The organism is Candidatus Thorarchaeota archaeon, from assembly GCA_021498125.1.
Lineage (GTDB): Archaea > Asgardarchaeota > Thorarchaeia > Thorarchaeales > Thorarchaeaceae > B65-G9.
This window is the reverse complement of record JAIZWL010000001.1, coordinates 449,176-470,138: the sequence shown is the minus strand read 5'-3', so window position 1 is coordinate 470,138 and position 20,963 is coordinate 449,176. Positions and strand designations below refer to the sequence as shown.

Here is a 20,963-nt window from a genome sequence, read left to right as displayed (position 1 = left end):
TCAACTCGCAAGGAGTTTAGTCGTGGCGACTAATTAAGAATACCACTCAGGACAAAGAGGCATGAACAGATTAAGAAACAGATGGAAAGGTGGCGGGAACGTGGGTAATCGTGGTAGGAGGGGGGAGTTTCGTAATTGAGGGCATGTAACGAAAAACTAGCCCACGCACCCGCCATTATGTCATATATTAATAGCTTCAATCCTACTTAAGGATAGCGCAGCTCGTAATATTCCAAAAAAAGACAGCCTTTTTGAAAAATAAACAATTATAGAACCGTTGGTTCTGTGAAAAAAGAGGAGGGGAGTCCCCAATGATTGTTGGGGACCACATCTAGATTCATTCTGCAGTGAAGGGTTTCGTGAGACTATCTTCTTCCACAGGCGATGGTCTGTGACGAGCCCGCCACTCTTCAATAGGAATAGCAAACTTCGCCTCGACCTTGGACCTGTGAATTGTATTCATTGTGCAGAACGGAATGATTCTACCATCTGGGACAGAGTAGTTAATATCACAGTGCTGTACACGTTCAAGATCAAGATTGTAAGGATCTTGGAAGTGCATCATTCCGACCATGATCACTCGTTTCATGAACTTCGCAAGTGAGTCATAGTCCCCACGTGAGAGAAATGCGTTCAAGAGGTCTTTGATGAGACCCTTGCGCTTGATATGTCGGACTCCAGCAGCAAGCTTTGCCTTGGCACGTGTACTTGCACCCTTCTTCTCATCTGCGAAAAGATTAGCGATCTCGATCATGAGATTGAGGAATTTATCGACCTCTATAAGGTTCGTGATCGGTTCATAGGTACCATCCTCGTTGAGCCAGATGAAAGTAGCCATCCCACAAGCAAAGTGTGAGCTGAGTTCGAGCTGTGGAGAACCTTTCATAAGTCCTATCGCCCGTCCGACTGGCATCATCGCAGGCACTGGGTACCAGGCGGTCGATGGAATCGCGCCATTGGTCTGTTCCTCAATCAGATGGATACAGTCAGGAATTGTGATTCGCATCTCTTTGCGCGCAGAATAGTCAATCCGCCCAGTGATACTGACTGGCTGGAAGTTGACAGAGCGAACTACATCAGCATTCTCGATTGCGAACTCGATGATCTTTCCAAGTTGATCGTCATTTACACCACGAACAACTGTTGGGACAAGAACAATAGAATCAAGTCCAGCCTGCCGACAGTTCTCAATTGCTTTCTGCTTGATTGGAAACAGGTTAGAACCTCGTGCGGTAATGTATGGCTCAGGAGTCACACCATCGAACTGCATATAGACTGTAGAGAGGCCAGCCTCTTTGAGTTCCTTAGCATAATCGAGGCTCTTTGCAAGCCGAATGGCATTACTTGCGATCTGAACGTGTCTAAAGCCAATCTCTTTGGCCCAGCGGATGTATTGTGGCAAGTATTTGCTCACCGTAGGCTCACCACCAGCAAATTGCAAAGCGGGAGCAGGAACCGGGAGATTGCTCCGCAGATTCCTCATCATCTCAATTACTTCTTCAGGAGTTGGTTCATAGACCTTTCCTGATTCTGCGGCATGAGCAAAACAGATTGGACAACGCAGATTACAACGGTTTGTAATATCCATCAATGCCAGTGCGGTATGCGACTTGTGCTCGGGGCATTGACCGCAATCATTAGGACAGCCGTTCACTGTCTCGGTACGGGGATTATCAAGTCCAACAGTCTTGTACCAATACTTTTGGGCTCTGCGCCACATGTCGGCATCGCCCCAGTAAACATCAACAAACTCACCATGCTTCTCACAAGTCTTTCGGTACATTACTTTCCCGTCTTCCTCATACACTTCAGCATCAATCACATGTACAACATCATCAATCATGAGACAGTCAGGACATATTGACTGAGTAGTGTAAGGCAACTTATGAGGAGTATGAAGTTCAACGTGATAGCGTGAGATCGGCTTCCCACCCGTAGTATGTGTGACAGGTTCAGCCGGAACGGGATCAAGTTTAATCTCTTTAATTTCCATAGTTTAACACTCCGAAACCATCTATGGTGCCACCACTGAAAAGAGTGGTATTCAGTCGATAGGCACTGCCAATCACATATAACCTTTGTCCGATGTTTCAGAGTATGAAATTAAGACTGCGTCCCATCCATTGTTAAGACAAATAGGCGTTCGAAGCCTCCACGTTCTTCTCTCTTCTTCAGTCGGAGCTGTTCAATCGCTTTAAGGTCAACACCACGTTGCTCCAATATGGCATAGATCACCTCAAGAACATCGGCTATCTCCACAAGATCTCCAGATGATCGAAACTCAACAGCCTCTTCTACCAACTTTTCCCGCAAAAGAGAGTCGGCTTCACTGGACTGGGCAATGCGAACAATTGGCGTATCCCCATTGGATCGAATAATGTCCGGGATGAGATCCCGGACGAGCTTCTCATATGACACGTTGAGCACCAGGGTTATTTGAGAAGAACCTGTGCGACCTCGATCTGAGGGCGCGCCACCTCAATAAACTCGTTGACAGCGGCCCGCACATCATCAGGTATAGAATCGGTCCACGGGTCAGAGGCCCCACGATCGACTCCATCCTTCATATCCTCAAATTTGAGCATGCGGACATTCATCTCTCCATCAATGGACAGTGTTCCAAGCCATTGCCCATCTTTGATCACTTCATAGAGGGGCCAGAACGGCTCCAGTTCTTTTGGTACCACCGCACTCCAATAGAAGCTCATTCCATTAAATTGACCAGGCTGCCCGAGACCTACCGTGTAAGTGTCCATAGTAGCGTTCGCAGCAACAAGACGATAGAGAATACCGATTCGGCAGTTGAGACACTGATTGAACTCCAATCCGTCACCGGAAGGATTGACATAAGAGATACCATTTTTCTCAATATTGTCATCATTACAGAGCGGACAGAGGCTCATACCCCATCGGACCTCAACATAATTTTCGAGGACTTTTTCGAGCAATCGCTGCCGTGCACCCTCATATGCGGTTCGAATGACCTCTACACCCTCAGAGGCCATCTTGGCATGAATTATACGCCACACAGCAAGTAGATCTTGCCATAGGACTTGAAGAACAATATCAAACAACTTGTCCAGAGGTCTCTCTTCCAATGCGCTCATCGAGTTTCACCTATCTCTGAACTAGCACTACATCACAATTAAGTCTTCACCGAACGACGGAATCGGTTAATTAGGTCTAGCCTAATGCTTTTAAGAGAGTGAATATTTCGCATGACCGAGACCAAAGGTGAGACAGGATGGATCACGAAATTCACGAGACCCCACAATAATCAAAATACTCTGTCAGAGAAGATAGTCTCACCAAGTGCCCAAAAGAAGGGGCTAACTAATTATTATCAATTTAGCAAGGAGAGTAAGAGGTTTCTATAATGAGTCCACTGGCAAAGAGGTATCAACCACAGTCTGTCGAACAAGAAGTACTCGACTATTGGAAGAAGAAGGACATCTACACAAAGACCGTTAAGTTCAGAGAGAACGGACCACGATGGAATTTCTTAGAGGGGCCACCCACAACAAATGGGTTCATGCATGTAGGACACGCCCGCGGACGTGCCATGAAAGACGCCCAGATCAGATACATGACCATGCGCGGATTCAATGTATGGCGTCGTGGCGGCTGGGATATGCAAGGGCTACCAGTTGAACTTGAGGTCGAACGCAAGGAAGGCATTGCGGACAAGGGTGAAATCGAGGCAACAATAGGGCTGGACCTCTTTGTGAAGAAATGCAAAAATCTTGTGGACTTTTATCTCGAAAGGTGGGTGAATGACTCCATAAGATTGGGGTTATGGCTCGACTATCCCACGGCATATCAGACTCGAAGAGATGACTATATCGAGCATGTATGGCACTTCCTAAAATTGGCGAATGAGAAGGGCCTATTGAGTCGAGGCTATCGAGTCACACCAACCTGCCCACGGTGTGTCACGGCGCTATCCTCTCATGAGGTCTCTCAAGGATATAAGACCAAAGAAGATCCATCTATCTATGTCAAGTTCAAACTAGTAGATCGTGAAGACGAATACCTTGTCATCTGGACGACAACACCATTTACACTCCTATCTAACGAGATGGTCTCAGTCCATCCAGACTACACCTATGTCGAAGTACAGGTCGGAGATGAGTATTGGTGGTTAGTAGAGGATCTTGTCCAGACGGTGATGACAAAGGCAGGAATTACGGACTACAAAGAGGTCAAGAAACTCAAGGGTACAAAGATGCTTGGTTGGAAGTACGAACATCCCTTCAAGGATGAGGTCCCGTGGCACCAAGAGCATGATGAGAAGTTTATGCATGCAGTAGTCACAGGAAAACATGTCACAATTGAAGATGGTACAGGCCTCGTTCATACTGCCCCAGGTTTTGGTCCTGAAGACTTTGAGATGGGGAAGGAATACGATGTGCCTGTATTATGCCCGGTAACGAATAGAGGTATCTTCACTGAAGAAGTTCCTATGTTCGAGGGCAAATACGTGTTTGATGTCAATGCAGACGTTCCAAAGATGCTTGAAGAGAAGGGACTGTTAGTCCATCAAGAGACGATCGTCCACGAATATCCACACTGTTGGCGCTGCGATACTCCGCTCATCTATCTGGCTGACAAATCACAGTGGTTCCTCAAGATGAAGGGAGTACGTGAACGTCTTGTCGAGAAGAACAAAGATATCGATTGGACCCCAGAATGGGCCGGAAGCGGGCGATTCGGTGACTGGCTTGCCAATGCCGATGACTGGTGCATATCGCGCTCTCGTGTCTGGGGATCACCACTCCCCGTTTGGGTCTGCCCTGATTGTGGTCACGAGATAGTCGTCGGATCACGTGACGAACTGAAGGAGTTGGCCACAGAATTTCCAAAAGACTTTGAGATGCATAGACCATGGGTGGATCGTGTCGTTATCAAGTGTGAGAAATGTGGGGCGGAGATGAAACGAGAACCGTTTGTCTTGGACTGCTGGCTTGATTCGGGAATGGCACACAGTGCCTCTGTAGACTATCTGCGACAGCCTGAACTCTTCAAGGAATTATTCCCATACGATTTCATCACTGAGGCGGTGGACCAGTCCAGAGGATGGTTTTACAGTCTACTCTATACATCTGTAGTCATGCATAACAAGGCGCCATTCAAAGCATGTGTCAGTCAGGGCCACGTCCTTGACGAGGATGGCGGCAAGATGAGCAAGTCCAAAGGAAATGTTGTATGGGCGGAGGATGCCTTCAAAAGTATCGGAGCCGACCCATTCAGAATATATATGCTAAGCCGATCGGCCCCGTGGACAAGAACGAACTATAGTCCAAAAGAGATCGAACTCACAAGAAGGAATCTCGATATCCTCTGGAACGTTGTGATGTTTGCAGACACATACATGTCCCTTGATGATTTCAAGTATGATGAAAAACGAATGCGCAAGAATCTTGCCAAGGCGGACATCGAGGACAGATGGCTATTGTCACGGGTACAGAGTGTTGTTAAGAGATTCCATGAACAGATGGGATCATACCTGTATCATCATGCAAGCCGAGCCCTGCTCGAGTTCATGAACGAGGACTTGAGCAGAATCTATCTTCCGCTTGTCAAAAAACGTGTCTGGCTAGAGAGCGAGAACCCACGTAAGATCATGGCATATGATGTCATGTACTACACTCTACAGACACTCCTACGCTGCCTCAATGTCTTCACACCATTCCTGTGTGAAAAGTTGCATCTTGACTTCCTCGCATCATATCGGGACGATCTTCCAGAGTCGATCAACATGACCGACATGCCGGAGGTCGATAAGAAGCTCCTTGACACAGAACTTGAGGCAACATTCGATGTGCTTGAGGAGTTGCGAAGCGCTGCAAGCAATGCACGCAACAAGAAGGGGGTCAAGCTACGGCATCCTGTGGCAAAGGTCATGTTAGTTCCTGCATCACCAGAGGTAGCTAAACGTGCGGAGAGCCTGAAACATATCCTCCTCAACGACTTAAACACTCGTGCCTTCGAGATAGTCGATAGTGATGTGATGGATGGGTATGCCAGTCTGACAATCAAGCCCAACTTCAAGGCCCTTGGCCCCAGAGTGAAGGGCAAGATGAAGGCACTTGTTGCAGTATTGCAAAAGGCTGACGCAGCAGAACTAAGAACTAAGCTGGAGAAGGGCAAGGCAACAGTTGAGGTCGACGGCGAAACAATAGAGCTTCAGCCCGGAGACCTTGAGTTCGAAGAAACACTCCCTGATCATCTTAGCTCCGCTGAGAGCAGGATAGGCCGTGTCTTTGTAGACGTGACCAGAACAAAAGAACTCGAAGCGGAAGGACTCGTCCGGGATATCACGCGGAGAGTACAGGTCATGCGTAAAGAACTTGACCTGAGTGTTGAACAGAATATCGAGATCACTATCAAGTTCTCCGACCAAGATTCGCTTGAATTGACAGAGATGAACAAAGACTATCTTGCCACAGAAACCCGAGCCAAGAGCGTCAATCTTGTGGGCCCGAAGGCCAGACCAAAGTGGAAGCCCTTCAAATACGTCAAGGAATGGGAGATTGACGACCTCAAGATAAAGGTAGGAATGTCGCCAGTATAGAATAGGTGACCTATCCAAGTAATGTCTTGATCAGTTCGAGGAAAAAGTCGGCAGTCAGCCGAATCGAGCTGATCGAAACCCATTCATTTGGCCCATGCAGGTTGTTGCCATCAGGACCAAAGTCGAAGAGCTGAATCCGCGGATCGGCAAAGTATCTAGAATCTGATGCCCCGAAACCTTCAACGAGGCGAACGGGAATTCCAACCTTTTCGAGAGCCAACTTCGCAGAACGGACAAGATTAGAATCAACATCACAGTCCACATAGCCCACGCCATTGCTGACTGTAATTGACTCCAGCAGATCCCATCCATTGAGAACTGACTTGAATGCCTCACGTATCGAGCCGCCATCATTTGTCATGGCACGGATGTCGCAATACAACTCCCAGACCCCATCCTTCTCGGAGAGCAGATTGGGACAGATGGTCGTTCCTTTGTCTGATGGCCTTGTTGGAAAAGGAACACGGGTGAGTGCCAGAAGAGAGCGCATGAGGTACGTGAGCGTGGCATCATATTCGGTCTCAGCAGCCGATGCGTCAGGATGGACTATATCAAGTTCGACCCAATCGGGAATGACATTGGACTTGACAAAGCTACCACGCAATCCTGCAACAAGTACCTCAGGATGCAGGTCAAGATACTTGGAGGCCGCAAGCATGCAGTGGCGATCCACACCGAGCCGGATGTATGCAGAGTGACGCGACTCCGTTCCAAAGATCTCGGTCTCAAAACGGATGGTCTCAATGGTACCATGAATCCTCTCAAGTTGACGCTTGGCCCTCACAAAGGCGGGAAGGGCGTTTCGTCGCCGATGGATGACCTGCTGATGAATACCATCAGCAATTACCACATAATCAGGAAGGAGATCCCATTCCTCCAACTGCTTACGTAAGAACGCTGCCCCATGGCGGCCACCTACTTCTTCGTCACCGGTGGCGGCGATCATGACCGTACAATCCGGATTCGTGGCGGCCACTTGTTCTGCAAGATGCAACAGGACAACAACATTCCCCTTATCATCACAGGTGCCTCGTCCATAGGCACGATCCCCGTCAAGACGCAGTGTGAACGGATCAGACTGCCAGCCATCACCCGGTGGCACCACATCGAAATGGGCAAGGAAGAGGATCTTGAACTTACCAGTGCCACGCTTTGCAAAGGCGGTATAGACACCCTCAGACTCTAACAGTTGAGTCTTAAACCCAAGAGCATCGAGAACGGAGAGAATGAAAGTGGGGCATTCCTTAGTGGGCCTCTTGTTCTCAGGAAGATTACTCACAGTATCAATGGCAATAAGACGGGTGAGAAGTTCTACTGTATCAAGCGACATCTTGCATCAAACAACTGGTGCCCTACTAAATAAAAAACACTTTGACATGAGCAGAAAAAAGAGAGGAGTTGAGTGACGCCTGAGCGCCACTCCAAATTCCGATTAGTTTCGTTTGTAGATCCAGCGCTGCCAAGAACCAAGATTAGGCATCTCATCAGGCATGCCCTTGCGCTTGCGGATCTCAAGGATCTTCTCTTCCTGAAGGGAGGACGGCAATGGCTCAAAGCCTCTGAATTGGTATCCAAAGAAGCTTCGACCAGCGGTAGCGCTACGGAACTCGTCTGCAATGCCAATCGTCTCAGCAGTGGGGAGGGTTCCCTTCACAGTCACACTGTCACCCTCGGTCTCGATCGTGATGATCTGGCCACGGTGAGCAGTCAGGACTTTGATCACGGCACCCTGAGTGTCAGTAGGTGTCTTGATGTCCACGTTGAGAACTGGCTCATAGAGCGCCGGGCGACCAGTCAGGAAGCCCATGTTGAGTCCAGCACTGGTCATGGTAGCAATCTCATTGTATCCTGTGTGAGCAGGGTCTGTGTGGACAGTTGCATCAGTGATGACTGCCTTGATACCCATTACAGGTTCATGCGCCAATGGACCGGACTCGATAAACTCACGGAATACTGTCTGAACGTAAGAGAAGATACGGTCAAATCTCTGAACACCGCTCATTGCATCAACAAGAATTGACGACTCGTAGATGTCGAGAATCTTTCGTGCCTCTTTTGCGTCCCAACCAGCCTCATCACGCAGAACCTGAGCCCGCTCACGCGAGTTCTGTTCAGCAGTGATCTTCCGTTTGCGGATAAGTTCCACCGTCTTCTCATCAAGAGGTTCGAGATACATCTTGATGCGGTTATGACCATTTGGAGATTTAGTATGGAACTCATCACCACGCTGAGACATCTTCTCACGATAGACGATGATTGGTTCTGAGACCTTAATCTTGACCTGTTCATCAATTCGCTTGGTCAGAATCTCAATCTGAAGTGGGTCTATCCCATCAAGCCGATATTCGCCTGACTCCTTGTCGTGAACAAAACGGGCAGTTGGGTCGGCCATAATCCATTTCGACACGACCTCACCAAGTTTTGCAATATCCTGTGGGTCAATAGGTCGTATACTACGGCTGACCACTGGTTCACTGACATATTCAATGGCCTCAAAGCCGGGCATATCAGAACCAGCCTCAACAAAGGACTCGCCTGAGGGACACATGAATCCAAAGACCGAGAAGAGGTTACCAGCAGGAATCTCGTCCATATCAAGAATGTCTGTAATCTCCTGCACTCCAAGGCGACGTACTCGTGCGTTCTGACGCATATTGACAAGGCGAATCTCTTGACCAGACTTGAGCGTACCAGAGAAGACACGTCCAATGAGTGTTGGGCGCTTGCTCTTGGGGTCAATGTAAATCTTAGTGATCATTCCTAGCAAGGGACCATTGGGATCACAGCTCATCAATGCCTTACCTGCGGGACTATCAAGATCACCATTCCAGATCCGTGGAATCTTGAGTTTCTGTGCCTCTCGAGGATTAGGCAGATGGTAGACAATCATCTCGAGCAATGCATCGTCAAGAGGTAGGTTCTCTCGGAGCCACTTCTCATCGCCCTCAGCGTACTTCTCGAAGACAACAGTTGGCTTGATCCCCTTCTTCTGCAGGGTCTTCATTGTAAAGGCCCAACCAGTCTTTGCACTACCAATAGCAACCGAGCCCTGCTCGAAACTGACTCGCCACTCCTTACCAAGACCTTCTGGAGCGACCTTCTTGATCAGCTCATTGACCTTTGCAATAATGATGTCAATTCGCTCGTACACTTTCTTTGGAGGCAACTTCAATTCGTTGATGAGCCTATCCACCTTGTTAATGAACAGAACCGGACGACAGGCCTCGCCTCCAACAGCCAAGCGGATGTTAGTCTCAGTCTGGGTCATGACCCCTTCAAGGGCGTCAACCAGTAGAATCACACCATCGCTGGCTCGAAGCGCCCGTGAAACCTCACCTGTGAAAGAGAGGTGTCCCGGAGTGTCTGACAGTTGTACGAGATATTCTTCACCATCAATCTCGAAGTTCAGCAGTACAACTGAAGTGAAGATAGTGATACCGCGCTCCTGCTCTTCATCGTCTGAGTCTGTTGCAACTGCCACTCCTGCTGCTGCATCGCTCATCAGTCCTGCGCGCCGAAGCAGATAGTCAGCGGTCGTGCTCTTTCCATGATCGATATGAGCCGCTATTGAGATGACGCGCTTGTGTTCATAATCATCTGATTTAATGAGTTTCCGGATAGAATCGGGGTCTTTGACTTTGACCAATTACTTTCACCTAGATTTATCGTAGCATGTCCCCAAGACACGAGGTATCTAATAGAACTCGGTTGGGGCGCCGATAGACCAATCGGCCGCTCTGTCGGACGACAAGGCTGTTGGCATAAAAGATTATCGTCAGAGGACTTATTTCGTGGCCACAACTACCATTCTACCAGATGTTGCAGTATAAGGCATCCGAGGTAGCTTGTTCTGCCCGTAAAACTCGATATTCTTGAAGCCAGTTTCAGTGAGCATAGTCCGTATCTCGAGAGCAGTATAGAGCCGGATATCATTATTTGATAGAGCATCTTCATTTGCCAAGACGACTCGTCCATCCTCAATATCGATGAATGTTGCAGGTCGCCCACGCAACACACCTGATGGCGCATCAATCACATGAGGCTCGCTAAGCAGATATCCCCCTTCTAATTTAGTCCATGTCTTTTGAAACCGCGGTAGGTTATACGGATTCATCAAATCGATAAGGAGCTTTCCACCATCAACAAGAGACTCATATGCACGCTTGAGAACATGTTGATTCTCTTCATGATTGAAGAAACCAAAGCTGTGACTGAGGATAACTATTCCTTTGAACCGCTGAGTGAATTCTACTTCTCGCATATCACCTGTGAAAAAGTCGATATCTAGACTCTCTTCCTTTGCACGTTTAGAGGCAGCATGAATCAGGCTACTTGCGATATCGAAAGCGGAAACCTTCATCCCCTTCTTTGCAAAAATAATACTCTGATCCCCTGCACCACAGGCAATGTCAAGAATCTCGTCACCGGATTTCAGCCCAAGCGTTTCGATACAGAAGTCAACGATCAGTTCGTCATATTCCTGAATCCCGGGTATTGAACGGCGGTGCTTGACCCGAAAGATCTCGGCCCAGAAATCATCCCAGCCGCGCTCAACGATCTCCATATCTTAGATTCACCAAATGCAATCCACAGCCCTTGAATATGAACATTGTCATGACCAAATTTCATATCAGAAATTATAGAGGATATGATGTGAGAACGCGGGGAAGGGAGATGACCCATATCCTGTTTATCTCCGCCGGGAGGGACGCAGACTCAGCAACAGGAAACTCCATCACGAGTAGCTGATATGGGTCTATCTCTCTTATGAATAGGAATGCATATTTGCCTATAAATCCACCGACTGCAACCTAAAAAGTGAAACCATTCCGAAAATCGAAAAGCAGGTATAATGCTCTAGATGATTTAGTAACGAATCATAAATATCCTTAGATGAAATGTTATAATATAGTGCTTTAATTTCGTCAATAGAGCGATTAGACAGGGATAAGGAAAAGGCGCGAAAAACAGGAGCGTTGGTACGTGTGGTCAGCATGAGAGGATCATGCACCAGTCCAATAAACAATGGAGAATGAATGGTAGCCCCGCCAGGACTCGAACCTGGGTCCAGCGGGCCAGAACCGCTGATGATGGACCGCTACACCACGGGGCTACATGTGATAAGATATTACAGGCAAGAGCGAAGTCGTTCACTTGGATTAATTACCTTTTCGATTGATGAGTATGTACCATGAGCGAACAGTTAAGTGCCAGATTCCACGTTCTGAATATGTGGACATCATGCCTCTTTGGAATGAGCTCACGCATAAGAAATTTCTAATGGCAGCCAGCAAGACAGAGGTCGTCGTCATGGTGACCGGCTCTCTTGAAGCGCACGGAGATCATCTGCCTCTTGGAACAGATACGATGATGCCAGAATATTTGGCCCAGAAGGTGGCTCAGGAGACCAATGCACTTGTTCTGCCAGCACTTCCTATTGGAAATAGTTGGACATTTACGACCTTTGAGGGAACCCTCTCTCTTAAGGCGCACACCATAATTGATCTGTATACGGACATTATGGAGAGCGTCTTCGCTCACGGGTTCAAGTACCTCATTGTTCTCAATGGGCATGGGGGAAATGTCAGTGCAATCCAGTTGGCTGCTCAAAGGGCCACGCAACAAGGAGAGAGAGTGGTCATCCTTGTCAACTGGTGGATTGATCTGGGCAAGGCCGCTCGTGAAGAAGTTCTCGAGACCTACGAAGGCCATGCGGCTGAAGATGAAACCTCAGAAGTGATGTATGTCAGACCAGAGCTTGTTGACATGAGTTCTGTGATGGCAGCTCGTACTGATACCAGATTTCGTATTATCTCAGGTGCGTATCGAGAAGAACTCTATCAATCAGCAATCTGGGGCGACCCGCGTACGGCCACACCCGAGAAAGGAAAGCGCATCGTCGATGAAGCAGTAGAGGAACTCATTGAGTTGATTCATGAGTTGGAGAAGGGAAAACTGCCGCTCAGTCACTAGATACCAACCTTAAAGATGAGCGCATCTCGAAGCACACGCTGAAACATACGGAGAAGATTCTTTCCCTGTGTGGCAATAGTTTCAAAGGTGGGGTATCCTTGAACCTCCAACACTTTAATCATATAGTCGACTGGAAGCGCATTAGGGAGATCTCGCTTATTGAGAGCAACAATGATAGGCATAGTTGATACACGGTCTGTGCCAAGTGCGATCCGTAGCTCCTGAATAGAGGCTATGTTTTCCTGCATAGCTTCAGGACGAGAATCGGCCATAAAGATGACACCATCGGCTCCTCGAAGCACGGTGATGCGATTCTTTGCATGCCTCCGCTGTCCCGCCACTGTAAAGACATCAAAGACTATGTTCTCGCATGCTGTGACAGGAATGAAGTCAAAGAAAGTGGTACGCCCGAGTTCATCAGCAATCTCGACAATCCGACCTTTTGAGAGAGAACGAACATTGGCGAAAAGCCAACGAAGAGCAGTAGTCTTACCTGAGAGAGAAGGACCATAAAACACGATTTTGATATGGATACGCCCGAGCTCATCACGTTTCAATACATGACCGGGAACAATCTCATCAGTACGTTGACGTTCGATTTTAGCCTCTCGAGCAAGGGTTGTTGTGCGTTCGACATCAATGGTAGCAGATGTGGCAGAGGCAACAAAAGTTTCCATAGGTGGAGGTACACGTTCAGAGGAAGACTCTGCGTCAGGAACAGAAGACGTACTGATTGAAGAAGAGGACAATTCTTTAGCACGTGAGCTGGACTCGTCGAGCCGCTCTGGCTCTTTTTTCTTTTTCAGGCGACCAAACAATCCTCGGAGCTTAGGCAATCCTCTCTCCCTATAGACCGAGCACTACACCAGACTTAAACTTTAGGGGGACAGCCTTCTCGTGAAAGTTTATCTTGTTGAGGCGATAGAATCCACACATGCCAGCCGAACTGATCAGTCATGCGTTCATTAGAGAGAATTTCCCAACTCTTTCACAAATGACCTATCTCAATAATGCATCCACAGGAATCCCCCCTGCAAAGACAGTCGAGGCAATGAAGATGTATCTGGAGGGACGGGTCACAGCCACAGGGACCTTTGATGAAACCCTAATGGTATTCAAGAATATCAGAGAGAGCTTGGCAAAGCTCCTAGGAGGATCGATTGAGAACTATGGGACGGTGACAAGCACGTCAGACGGTCTCAATACCGCAGCGCATGCCATTGACTATCCCAAGGAATCAAATATTGTGATAAGCGACCTCGAATTCCCGTCAAACTATATCCCCTGGCAGAATGCTAGTAAATGGTATGATGTGGATCTAAGAGTGGCAAAAGCGACGGATGGTGCCGTACCCACAGAGGCCTATCTGGATCTGATCGATGAGAACACACGGATAGTGTCGGTCAGTCTTGTTCAGTTCGGAACAGGATATCGCTCTGATGTGAAAGCATTAGCTGATGCAGTCCACGAGGTCAATGGGATACTCGTTGTGGATATAATTCAGGCTGCTGGTTGGGCAGACATCGATCTTGTAAAAATGGATGCGGACTTTGCAGCGGCACAGGCTGCCAAGTGGTTGATCGGGCCTATTGGAGCAGGATTCGTCTATGCCAATAAACGGGCACTTGAACTGATGAGACCACGATTTCTAGGATGGTGGGGTGTCAAGAACATAACGGAATATGGCTATGCTGAACGAGAACTCCTCGATGATGCTCAAAAGTTCCAAGTGGGTTCGTTAGCACTGGTGGCCCATGTAGGATTTCTAGAGTCACTAAAGACCTTACTTCAGATTCCACATAAGAAGAGAGAACAAGCGGCACTCTTTCTTGCCCACTATTTACAAGAACGACTTGACGAGATAGGAGTAGAGTACTATCAGTTTGGCCCCGAACATGAGTCACCAATTGTCTCGTGTGTACCTTCAAATGTTGAAGAGATCCAGAAGCGACTTACCGAGAAACAGATTCACTGCTCTGTCAGAAACGGCAGACTGAGAGTGTCGCCGCACTTCTATAACACAACCGAGGATATTGACAGATTGATAGAGGTGCTGAGGGGTTAGCACTGTGTTTGAGAGAATCATAGGTCCAATATATTTCAGGACCAGCATGAGCTTTGATAGCAATATCGTCTTCATCGATACCGAGGAGTTCAAGATACTCGTGGATACTGGTACTGGAAGGAATGCGGACCAAATAGACAGAGAACTTCAGCAGGTTGGCTGTTCCTTCAAAGATATCACCGACATCATCCTGACCCATAGCCACATTGATCATATCGGAGGAGTCCCATCGATACTACAACATGGAGACCCACACATATACCTACACCAAAAAGAAGCCGACATGATCAACTCAGGCGACATGACGCTGACATTAGGTGCCTCATTTGGAGTTGACCTGCCGCCCCTCAAGATCGATATGCCCATGAAGGAAGGGGATGTTCTTGACTTTGGAGAGGTCAAGTTGAAGGTCCTTCATACGCCGGGCCATTCTATTGGGAGTGTGTGCCTCCAAGAAGAAAGACTTGGAGTTCTGCTTACTGGGGACACAATGTTTCCAGGAGGCAGTTTTGGCAGGGTAGACTTTCCAACGGGAAGCATGAAACAATTGGTCGCCTCACTCAAACGAATCTCCGATCTCGACTTTGAGATCGCACTTGCAGGTCATATGCAGGCAATAATTGGTAATGCCAAACAGGCCGCTCAACTCTCATACAGAATGGCTAAGGGAATGATGTACTGAGAACTAGTTGGTGACTGCTAGCACATGAACAAGATCTTCCACAGAGACGAAATCTGATGATAGAGCAGCAGTACCGACCTTCTTGGCCTCAAGTGCCTTGACCAGCGCATAGACTGTTTCGCTCACGGGTAAAGAGATCCCCAATTCACGAGCGATCTCAATTACTGCACCAGTGATATAGTCGATCTCTGTACGTTTACTTGCAAGAATGTCTTGGAGCATTGAGTTGAGATTTGCACCAGTTGCCTTTGCAGTCCCAAGCGTATAGCGAATAGGATCGTCAGTCGTCAGGGTCACACCAAGTGCGTCCACTACGGACATGGTCTCATTGATGAGACTGATCACAAGACCGCGTAACATCTTATTTTGGTAGATCTCCCCATTGGTCAATCCGGTCAGTGCGCCAACGGGATTGATTCCACAATTGACGAGCGTCTTGGTCCACACCACGCCATCCATATTCTCAGAACTTCGCGCATGGAAACCAGCAGCCTTGATAATGGCCACGACTGATTCTACTAATGCACGGTTCTCATCATGATGCGAACCAATCTCGGTGATACCAGTACCAGTGATATGAACATGTCCGGGTTCAACCAATTGCGCACCCATGCAAGTCGTAGCGCGCAGCACCCGTTGTGTACCAAGATCCTGCTCTACCAGTCTTTCGGTACCAAGACCATTTTGCAACACGACGAGCGCAGCACCATTATCGACAAGATGGCGGACCGCCCGCGCGGCTGCAACCGTGTCGTACGACTTGGTTGTGATGAACACGAAATCAGCATGGTCTATATTCGTAGGATCATCAATTGCCTTAGGATGTGCAGTATGATCACCCAGCACACCTGATATGACAAGACCTGAAGAACGAATACGACTCACGTGAGGAGGTCGTCCAACAAGGGTGACATCAATGCCAGAGAGACTGAGTAGGCCACCATAGAGACTACCGATGGCTCCTGCACCCATTATTACCACATGCATAGTTATTGACCTCCTGTTGTAAGAGAGCCCTTCGTCAGAGCCTCAGCGATGGTCAGTGATTGTTCTTGAAGATGAGTGAGAATCAGTGTAATCGCCTCACGTAGATTCTGTGAATTATCAAACGCGGATATCATTGCTGTTAGTTCATCTTTTGTGGAGTCCTTTAGCTCACGAGCGAACTCGACCATTAGTGGGAGTGCGCGCACAATATTATCGACAATAGTAATGTGTGAAAAGAGTGCGGTCCGGCTCATGGGATTCAGGTCAATGGTGACCACTCTCTTACCTATACGACGCAATGCCTCAGTACGATCGCCATCCTCAAGAGGGACAAGTACCAGATCCGCCTTGGCAATCCCGTCAGGATCGACCTTGCGCCGGTTACTACTCAACTCGGGAATAGTGGTGGATGGCCGATCAGCAGTCCCAAGTATCGTATCTGCGCCTGCTTCCCGCAGCGCCGTCAATATAGCATCTTCTCGTTCCTTACGGTAATAGAACAGATTGATCTCCAATGGGGCTCCGGTGAGTTGTGATAGTTCTACAAGCTCCGTGGGCACAAGCGAACAGGCATTCCCGTTTACACTGATGACAGGATGTTCGGCCAGAAGCATCGCCGCAACAGCAGTTCGTGCTGCGATCCGTGCGTTCTCGGTCGTCCTCTCCCCAATGAGATAATCAAAGGCCTCTCCGCGACCATGGGCAAGAAGCCCGGCTGTAGCAACTACATTCTGGTGGAAACCCTCGATCAGTCGGTGTCTGATATCAAGGGATACCTTGCGGGGATGATCGGGGGGAACCTCAATATCGCTAATTTAGACCAAGCCTCCACCATGTTCTGCAATAGATGTCACAAGTATCTCAGAGTCAGCCCAATGCCTTGAGAGAATTTTATGAACACGAACAACATCCGGTTCATCACAAAATGTAAAGACCGAATCCCCAAGCATGACCATACTGGCCTTATCAAAGCCTGCATGCCACAGGTCGTTCAGTGCCGCATGGACCCGTGAGGTCATGAGACCGCTAGCTGTTGCGAACTCTTTTGAGTAGGCAATTAAGGACTCCAGAGAGGGATTGTCTATCAACCGTGAGATGAGTTGATCCCCTGTTGTATTAATGCTCTCGCGTGCGGTAGAGCTAGTCAGGATCTCCTTCGTCTGAATACCAGGACGACCAGCCAGTACTACATGTTCACCGTTGGGCGGAGGCAAATGAATCACCCTACCAACACCGGGAGCACCAGGTCGGCAACGGACTTCTACCCCACCAACAGTCTGGGCGATCACATCACCGAGACCTGTATGGTTTTTCACCTCTGCTCTATGAGCATATTGACCAGCGGTCTCCAGTGACATATTCACATCAAGCAGTCGGCCTAATGCAATAGCGGTGCCCAGCGAACCCGCACCGGATGCGCCAAAACCAACACCGATGGGCAGGTCTGAGATGTGGGTCACACTCACCCGCCAATGTTCATCATAGTCAGCCAACATATCGCGCACCACGGTTTCTGTCACTGGAGCATCAATCACCTGATTGTTGTAGGTAACAACAACATCCGTACTAGTAGCCTCTTCGAGAAGGACTTTAGTGATCGTCCCTGCCTGAATGGAGAACCCAGCACCCAGAGACCCACATCGCAATGGATCCTCGCATTCATCGAAGATCCTGAAAATACCTGTAATATGTCCAGGTACAAAGGCCTGTGCCTCATTCGTGTAGATTCTCAAGGTGCATTCCAAGTAAGTGAAGAGAACTAAGGGTATATAGACTTTAACTATACAACATGAAGATAGTATATACATGTATATAGCGATACCGAATATTAGTCATTGCCGATCGGAACAAGACTGACATACCCTTTCTCACGTGGATCGTTAGTGGGAGGCGCGGGATAGGCCCAACGCGCATCAATGTCACGACCACTGAGATCGTAGACCTTGAAACTTCCTGACGACCAAGTAAGAGGACTGAATCCAAGAAGAAGAGTCTGAGTCCGCCAGCTTGTGACAACCAGATGTCTACTGAGGCCACTTGTAGGAGCGACAAGAAAAGCATTAGATAGTTCCATCAGTAGAGATGTACTGATACGATAGAAGAAGCTGTAGGTCTTTCTGTGCTCTTCAGCACCCTGAGTACGCAGGTCATTAAGGTATCGCAGAACGGTCTCATCATGAAGGCCCGGATCGAGAACATCTGCAAGTTCTTCAACATCAACCGTGACTGCGTTCTCAAAGTAATAGGCAAGTGGAAATTCGGTAATGTGAAAGAGAAGGAACTTTTCCTTCGAGATGGTTTTATAGAGGTGTGAGAAGATAGCCTGCTTGGAGTACAGTTCGTCAGCAGAGATCTTTGTCGGCTCGAAGTTCTTAGCCTCACTCGAGATGACCAGACGAAACATGTCATCGAGCATGTCACCATCATAACCCATGCGGACTACATGGTAAGGGGAGACACGTTCTTCAATATGACCACTGACTGAGAGGAACTCGTCAAAATCCCTTTTGAAAGTATCAAACTCGTTATCGTTATCCAAGACGAATAGTGACTGGACAGGGGTGTTGAGTTCAGAGATTACACTGGCATAGGCTTTGAAGCGTGCTCGCTTCTCAGGTGAATACTGTTCTAGTACCGATTGCCAGTCAACAGGAAGGTTGGCCAAATTTCCACACCCACCATATCCAAGGATCGCGATGCCCTGCGAAGTGAGGACTCCTCCGAAGTAGTCAAGTTCAATGAATTCATTGACTGTTCACGTGGGCATCAATTGCAGTGCATGATGGCAAAACCTCTTCCGCTCATATATGCCTTTCCCAAACTCAAACTCTGCTGAAATAGCGGTCAAAGTCACCAATGAGAGGGCACCATCAATACAGGAGAGAACTATATAGTATAAAGCCACAAATATTCTTTTTTCTGAGCGCGCGGTCTCTTTATCAGGGAATAATGTAGAGAACTGCTGGGATTGCTGATGGAACATACATCCAAGTTGATAATTGGAAGCAAGAGCAAAATCCTTGATGGGAAAAAAATAGCACTGTGCGTCACTGGAAGCGTAGCTGCTGTCGAATCGGTAGCACTTGCACGAGCCCTCATGCGACACGGAGCTGAGGTCTATCCGATCATGAGCAATAGCGCACAGAAAATCATCCATCCGTATGCTCTTGAATGGGCCACAGGGAACCCGGTGGTCACGGAGCTGACCGGACAGATAGAGCATGTGACGCTTGCTGGAAAGCACGCAGACCACGTTGATCTTGTGCTCGTTGCCCCATCCACTGCCAATACGATCGGAAAGGTGGCCAATGGCATTGACGACACACCGGTGACCACGACCCTCTCATCAGCGATCGGTGCAGGGATACCAGTCATCATTGTTCCTGCCATGCACAAATCAATGTACGAACACCCTGCCGTCTTGGACAACCTACAAAAACTCCAACAGCTCAATGTCCGCATAATCAATCCGCGAATGGAGGAGGCAAAGGCCAAGATTCCCGATGTGAATACAATAGTGGATTATGTACTTGCAACATTGGGGCCGAACGATCTTGTGGGAAAACACTTTGTCGTGACAGCAGGTCCTACTCGGGGATGGATTGATCGAGTACGATTCATCACAAACCCTTCATCGGGAAAGATGGGGATTGCAATTACAAAGGAGATTCTACTCAGAGGAGGAACCGTCACCCTCATCTTAGGGCCAACATGCCTCACCCCCCCGACTCTAGCTGAGACAGTACATGTAGAAACCTCCAAGGAGATGCTTGATGCAGTCATAGCCGCACTGGACCGAGTCAGAGTGGATGCATTGATCTCCGCTGCGGCAATTCTTGACTTTACGCCTGCGCAGACAGAAGATCGAAAGAGACCCTCAGGAGAGAAGTACTCGATTGAGCTGGTGCCTACTGAAAAGGTGATAGACGCTGCCAGACATCATCAGAAAGATCTCTTCATTGTCGGATTCAAAGTGGAGTCAGGAGTGACTGATGAGGAGCTTGTAGAGAGAGCCCGGAAAAAGATAGATGCAAAGATCTGCAACCTCGTAATAGGGAATGACGCACAACGATCAGGAGTGGCCTTTGGTACTGACACTAACGAGGTCCTCATCGTGGGAGAGAAGGGGCTCATTGAGAAGATTCCGCTTGCACCAAAGAGTGAGATCGCAAGACGTGTGGTAAATACAATAGTAGAGAGATTGAAAGAGCATCAGCACTAGTCAGATGTCTACAGGATTTCTACTAGAGTCTCTGCCATCCGCTTCATATCAACAAAGATGAGACCAAGCTGTGCTTCAGCCCTTGCTAGGACAAGCAATAGAGCTGTATCACCCACTGCTGTGAGAAGCGTATACCCACGATCACCCTTGACATAGATTTCCTGAAGAGTACCACGATTGAGTTCACTTGTGGCCTTTTCTCCAAGTGATAACATTGCAGCACTAATTGCAGCGACTCGCCCCTCTTCGCTCTCTGGAAGAGCTGAGGCAATCATCAGTCCATCAATTGATACAAGAGCGGCACCCTCAACACCCGGCACGGTGTCAAAGTCCCGGATTGCTGCATTGATTCGTTCGACACGACTCGACATTACTAGAACCCTCTTGGAGTAATGATTAGTCGTTTTGCGATGCTATAAAATCTTGTTGTCATTTAGGGTCTAATCTATAGCTAAATTGC

Annotated in this window: 17 protein-coding genes and 1 tRNA gene; 5 read left to right on the top strand and 13 right to left on the bottom strand. The window is 48.2% G+C overall.

Features of this window, described 5'->3' with window-relative positions:
- Positions 1 to 337 precede the first annotated feature (337 nt).
- The 3 genes from K9W43_02530 to K9W43_02520 form a co-directional block, all read right to left on the bottom strand.
- The gene (locus tag K9W43_02530; protein ID MCF2136091.1) at positions 338 to 1,993 is read right to left on the bottom strand and encodes a radical SAM protein; all 1,656 of its coding nucleotides are present in this window, start codon (positions 1,991 to 1,993) and stop codon (positions 338 to 340) included.
- 110 nt (positions 1,994 to 2,103) lie between these two features.
- Positions 2,104 to 2,418 (bottom strand): nucleoside triphosphate pyrophosphohydrolase, encoded by a 315-nt coding sequence (locus tag K9W43_02525; protein MCF2136090.1) that lies wholly within the window; start codon positions 2,416 to 2,418, stop codon positions 2,104 to 2,106.
- Between the two features lie 14 nt (positions 2,419 to 2,432).
- On the bottom strand, positions 2,433 to 3,107 hold the full coding sequence (locus K9W43_02520; GenBank protein ID MCF2136089.1) for a hypothetical protein: 675 nt from the start codon (positions 3,105 to 3,107) through the stop codon (positions 2,433 to 2,435).
- 269 nt (positions 3,108 to 3,376) lie between these two features.
- Here K9W43_02520 and ileS point away from each other — a divergent pair, with 269 nt between their 5' ends.
- Positions 3,377 to 6,574 carry an isoleucine--tRNA ligase gene (ileS, locus tag K9W43_02515; GenBank protein MCF2136088.1) on the top strand — a complete coding sequence of 1,066 codons (3,198 nt, stop codon included), beginning with the start codon at positions 3,377 to 3,379 and terminating at the stop codon, positions 6,572 to 6,574.
- Positions 6,575 to 6,584: 10 nt separating this feature from the next.
- On the opposite strand, the gene K9W43_02510 is transcribed toward ileS, so the two are convergent.
- The 4 genes from K9W43_02510 to K9W43_02495 form a co-directional block, all read right to left on the bottom strand.
- Positions 6,585 to 7,904 (bottom strand): M20/M25/M40 family metallo-hydrolase, encoded by a 1,320-nt coding sequence (locus tag K9W43_02510; GenBank protein ID MCF2136087.1) that lies wholly within the window; start codon positions 7,902 to 7,904, stop codon positions 6,585 to 6,587.
- Positions 7,905 to 8,006: 102 nt separating this feature from the next.
- On the bottom strand, positions 8,007 to 10,220 hold the full coding sequence (locus K9W43_02505; protein MCF2136086.1) for a GTP-binding protein: 2,214 nt from the start codon (positions 10,218 to 10,220) through the stop codon (positions 8,007 to 8,009).
- A 138-nt stretch (positions 10,221 to 10,358) separates the two neighbouring features.
- Entirely contained in the window at positions 10,359 to 11,138 is a 780-nt protein-coding gene (locus K9W43_02500; protein ID MCF2136085.1) for a class I SAM-dependent methyltransferase, read from the bottom strand.
- A 473-nt stretch (positions 11,139 to 11,611) separates the two neighbouring features.
- Positions 11,612 to 11,687: transfer RNA gene (locus K9W43_02495), tRNA-Gln, on the bottom strand.
- A 128-nt stretch (positions 11,688 to 11,815) separates the two neighbouring features.
- On the opposite strand from K9W43_02495, the gene K9W43_02490 reads away from it, so the two are divergent.
- Positions 11,816 to 12,547, top strand: a complete 732-nt coding sequence (locus K9W43_02490) for a creatininase family protein (GenBank protein ID MCF2136084.1) — start codon at positions 11,816 to 11,818, stop codon at positions 12,545 to 12,547.
- Here the strand turns inward: K9W43_02490 and K9W43_02485 are convergent.
- Positions 12,544 to 13,383 (bottom strand): GTPase domain-containing protein, encoded by an 840-nt coding sequence (locus K9W43_02485; protein MCF2136083.1) that lies wholly within the window; start codon positions 13,381 to 13,383, stop codon positions 12,544 to 12,546. The genes K9W43_02490 and K9W43_02485 overlap by 4 nt on opposite strands.
- Positions 13,384 to 13,481: 98 nt before the next feature.
- Between K9W43_02485 and K9W43_02480 the strand changes: the two genes are divergently transcribed.
- Positions 13,482 to 14,612, top strand: coding sequence for an aminotransferase class V-fold PLP-dependent enzyme (locus K9W43_02480; protein ID MCF2136082.1), 1,131 nt, complete (start codon positions 13,482 to 13,484; stop codon positions 14,610 to 14,612).
- Between the two features lie 4 nt (positions 14,613 to 14,616).
- Positions 14,617 to 15,294: an MBL fold metallo-hydrolase gene (locus tag K9W43_02475; protein ID MCF2136081.1), complete on the top strand. Its 678-nt coding sequence runs from the start codon at positions 14,617 to 14,619 to the stop codon at positions 15,292 to 15,294.
- Between the two features lie 3 nt (positions 15,295 to 15,297).
- On the opposite strand, the gene K9W43_02470 is transcribed toward K9W43_02475, so the two are convergent.
- The 4 genes from K9W43_02470 to K9W43_02455 all read right to left on the bottom strand — a co-directional run bounded on the left by K9W43_02470 (position 15,298) and on the right by K9W43_02455 (position 18,946).
- Positions 15,298 to 16,281, bottom strand: a complete 984-nt coding sequence (locus tag K9W43_02470) for a 2-dehydropantoate 2-reductase (protein ID MCF2136080.1) — start codon at positions 16,279 to 16,281, stop codon at positions 15,298 to 15,300.
- 2 nt (positions 16,282 to 16,283) lie between these two features.
- A complete protein-coding gene (locus K9W43_02465) occupies positions 16,284 to 17,087 on the bottom strand; it encodes a phosphopantothenate/pantothenate synthetase (protein MCF2136079.1) in 804 nt (267 codons plus the stop codon).
- A gap of 9 nt (positions 17,088 to 17,096) precedes the next feature.
- Positions 17,097 to 18,014 (bottom strand): hypothetical protein, encoded by a 918-nt coding sequence (locus K9W43_02460; protein ID MCF2136078.1) that lies wholly within the window; start codon positions 18,012 to 18,014, stop codon positions 17,097 to 17,099.
- Between the two features lie 95 nt (positions 18,015 to 18,109).
- Positions 18,110 to 18,946, bottom strand: a complete 837-nt coding sequence (locus K9W43_02455) for a hypothetical protein (protein ID MCF2136077.1) — start codon at positions 18,944 to 18,946, stop codon at positions 18,110 to 18,112.
- Positions 18,947 to 19,255: 309 nt separating this feature from the next.
- Here K9W43_02455 and coaBC point away from each other — a divergent pair, with 309 nt between their 5' ends.
- Positions 19,256 to 20,503: a bifunctional phosphopantothenoylcysteine decarboxylase/phosphopantothenate--cysteine ligase CoaBC gene (gene coaBC, locus K9W43_02450; GenBank protein ID MCF2136076.1), complete on the top strand. Its 1,248-nt coding sequence runs from the start codon at positions 19,256 to 19,258 to the stop codon at positions 20,501 to 20,503.
- Positions 20,504 to 20,511: 8 nt separating this feature from the next.
- Here the strand turns inward: coaBC and K9W43_02445 are convergent, their stop codons facing one another.
- Positions 20,512 to 20,874 (bottom strand): roadblock/LC7 domain-containing protein, encoded by a 363-nt coding sequence (locus K9W43_02445; protein ID MCF2136075.1) that lies wholly within the window; start codon positions 20,872 to 20,874, stop codon positions 20,512 to 20,514.
- Positions 20,875 to 20,963 lie beyond the last annotated feature (89 nt).